Origin of the sequence: Natronomonas sp. (assembly GCF_036625485.1) — an archaeon.
Taxonomy (GTDB): domain Archaea; phylum Halobacteriota; class Halobacteria; order Halobacteriales; family Haloarculaceae; genus Natronomonas.
The window spans coordinates 1-2,886 of the sequence record NZ_JAZKTR010000228.1; the positions used below are offsets into that span (position 1 = coordinate 1).

At 62.4% G+C, this 2,886-nt stretch carries 2 protein-coding genes and 1 pseudogene; 1 reads left to right on the forward strand and 2 read right to left on the reverse strand.

From position 1 onward, the window contains the following. Positions 1-270: pseudogene (locus V5A53_RS14245) on the reverse strand (Fe-S cluster assembly protein SufB); the annotation flags it as partial. A 57-nt stretch (positions 271-327) separates the two neighbouring features. Further along, the gene (locus V5A53_RS14250) at positions 328-1,239 is read right to left on the reverse strand and encodes an ABC transporter ATP-binding protein (RefSeq protein WP_332314274.1); all 912 of its coding nucleotides are present in this window, start codon (positions 1,237-1,239) and stop codon (positions 328-330) included. A gap of 194 nt (positions 1,240-1,433) precedes the next feature. On the opposite strand from V5A53_RS14250, the gene V5A53_RS14255 reads away from it, so the two are divergent. Beyond that, the coding region (locus V5A53_RS14255; RefSeq protein ID WP_332314275.1) for a histidine kinase N-terminal 7TM domain-containing protein at positions 1,434-2,886 on the forward strand (1,453 nt) is incomplete at its 3' end.

Below are 2,886 nucleotides of genomic sequence, written 5' to 3' on the forward strand. Positions count from 1 at the left end.
GTCCGGGCGGATGTACGGGACGATCTCGTCGATGTCGACCTCGCTCAGGTCCGGCTGTCCGGGCCAGTCGGTCGGCATCGGCATCTGCTGGAACTGCTCGAGTGCGCGAAGGCGGCGCTCGAGCATCCATTCAGGCTCGTCCTTGTCCTCGGAGATGATCCGAATGGTCTCCTCGGTGAGGCCTTTCTCGGTCTTGAAGGCGGACGACTCCTCCTTCTTGAACTCGAATCGAGCCTCGGTGTCAGTGTCTTGTAGGTCTTCGGAACTCATGATCGTTATCGGTGTTTACGTTTGTATGCTTATGAGGTTATGCGTAACGAATACTGTTTACGCGGTCTCGTAAACCTCTTCGCGAACCCAGTCGTATCCCTTGTCCTCGAGTTGCTCGGCGAGTTCGGCACCGCCGCTCTTGGCGATCTCGCCGTCGAGCATCACGTGGACGTGGTCGGGTTCGACGTAGTCGAGGACCCGCTGGTAGTGGGTGATCTGGAGGATACCGGTGCCCTGCTCGTCGCGGAGGGCGTTGATACCCTTGGAGACGTCCTGCAGGCGGTCGATGTCGAGCCCGGAGTCGATTTCGTCGAGGACGGCGATCGACGGCTCGAGGATGGCGGCCTGAAGGACCTCGTTCTGCTTCTTCTCGCCGCCGGAAAAGCCGGCGTTGAGATAGCGGTGGGCGAACTTCTCGTCCATGTCGAGCAGTTCCATCTTCTCCTGAAGGATCTCCTGGAACTCCGCGACGCCGACTTCGCCTTCCTCGACGTTGCCTTCCATCGGCGAGGTATCGAAGCCTTCGTCCTCTTCGTCTTCGGCCGCGTCCTCGTCTTCGTCCTCGAAGAGCTCTTCGCGTTCTTCGAGTTTGGCGTTGAGCGCGGTCCGAAGGAAGTTGACCATCGTGACGCCCTCGATCTCGGCGGGGTACTGGAAGCCGAGGAAGATACCGAGCGCGGCACGCTCGTTGGGTTCCAGTTCGAGGAGGTTCCAGGTCAGCTGGTCGTCGTCGATGTCGACGCCTTCGAACTCGTCGTCCTCGATGTGAAGGAGTACCTCACCGTCGGTGACCTCGTAGGCCGGGTGGCCGGCGATGACCTTCGCAGTCGTCGATTTGCCGGAACCGTTGGGACCCATCAGCGCGTGGATCTCTCCCGAACTGACTTCGAGGTCGACACCGCGGAGGATCGTCTCGCCGCCCTCCTCGGCGACCTCTGCGTGCAGGTTTTTGATTTCGAGCGTAGCCATAGTAGGTTCTCACCCGATATGGGGTCGTGAGCGCCATAATGGTTTCGGGTTCAGGGTAGTTTGGATTGCTGTTTCACAAAATAATTTTTCTTTGGGATAAGTTACCACGGTATAATACCGACCGCCTTGGGGGTGTATCGAGGTACTAAACCCCCGGTAGTTTCTTGAAGGCTGCCGTGAATCGGTTTCAGCACATGGAGTTCCAGTTCTCCGTCTATCTCGTCCCGCTGGCGGCCGCAGCGGTCCTTTCTGCGGTGCTTGCGGTCGTCGTCTTTCGGGGGCGGAACAAGCGGACGGCACCGCAGATATTCGCCGTCCTCGTGGCGACGGTCCTCTGGGCGGCCGCCGATGCGCTCCGGCTCGCCGTCCTCGATTCCACGGCCGCGCTCGTCCTGCATAACGTCCGGTTTCTCGGGTCGACGCTGGTCGTCATCGCCATCTTCCTGCACGCGATGGAGTACACCGGCCGCGGCGACCTGCTGACCCGTCGGTCGGTCGCCGGCCTGTCTGCGGTGCTGGTGGTCACTAACGTTCTCGTGTGGGCGGAGATACCGCTCGCTCACGGTCTTATCTACGCTGGCTTCGAACCGACACAGGTCGGTTCGATTACCGTCTTCGAGGTGGCGTTCGGTCCGTGGTTCTACCTCAACGCCGCCTACTCGTATCTCCTCTTGCTCGTCGCGATGGCGATGTACGTCACCGAGTTCCTCCGCCGGCGTGGCACGTTCCGGCGGCAGACCGGGGGCCTCCTCGTCGGGATGACGGTCCCGTGGGTGATGAACGCCGTCTACCTCGCCGGCTTCTCGCCGATCGATCTGACGGCCTTCGGCTTCACCGTCACCGCCGTCGCTCTCGTCGCTCAACTCTACTGGTTCCACCTCCTCGACGTCGTTCCCATCGCCCGCAGTACCGTCGTCGAGCACATCGAGAGTAGCTATCTGGTTCTCGACCACGAAAACCGGGTTCTCGACGCCAACGAGGCCGCCGCCACGCTGTTCGACACCCCGCAGGACGCGATGATCGGTACCCCCGTCGCGGACCTGCTCGCGGACTGTCCCGGCGTCTACGAGGAGTTCGAGGACGTTCGGGAGACCCGCGAGGACATCACTATCCTGCAGGGCGAGGAACGGCGCGATTACGACGTCGGCATCTCACCGATCTACGACGGCCACGACCAGTATCTCGGCCGCGTCGTCCTCATCCGGGACGTCACCGACCAGCGCCGGAGCCAGCGCCAACTCGAAGCGCGGACGAAGGCCCTCGAACGCCGAAACGAGAAACTCGACCAGTTCGCCAGCCTCGTCTCCCACGACCTGCGGAACCCCATCGCCGTCGCCAAGGGTCACCTCGAGATCGCCCGCGAAGAGGACGCCCCCGAGAGCTTCGACCACGTCGAGAAGGCCCTCGACCGGATGGAAACCATCGCCGAGGACGTCCTGGACCTCGCCCGGCAGGAGCGGGAACACACCGACGTCGCACCTGTCGACCTCGAAGCCCTCTGTAAGGGGGCGTGGGGCACCGTCGAGACACACGACGCGACGCTCGTCGTCGAACCCACGGCCGACGTCCTCGCCGACGAAAACAGGCTCCGGCAGGCGCTCGAAAACCTGTTCCGGAACGCTGTCGAACACGGTTCGACAAGCCCTC

Bases quoted from the DNA above. Each gene is read 5' to 3' on its own strand.
- V5A53_RS14250 (WP_332314274.1), bottom strand. From the start codon at position 1,239: ATGGCTACGCTCGAAATCAAAAACCTGCACGCAGAGGTCGCCGAGGAG.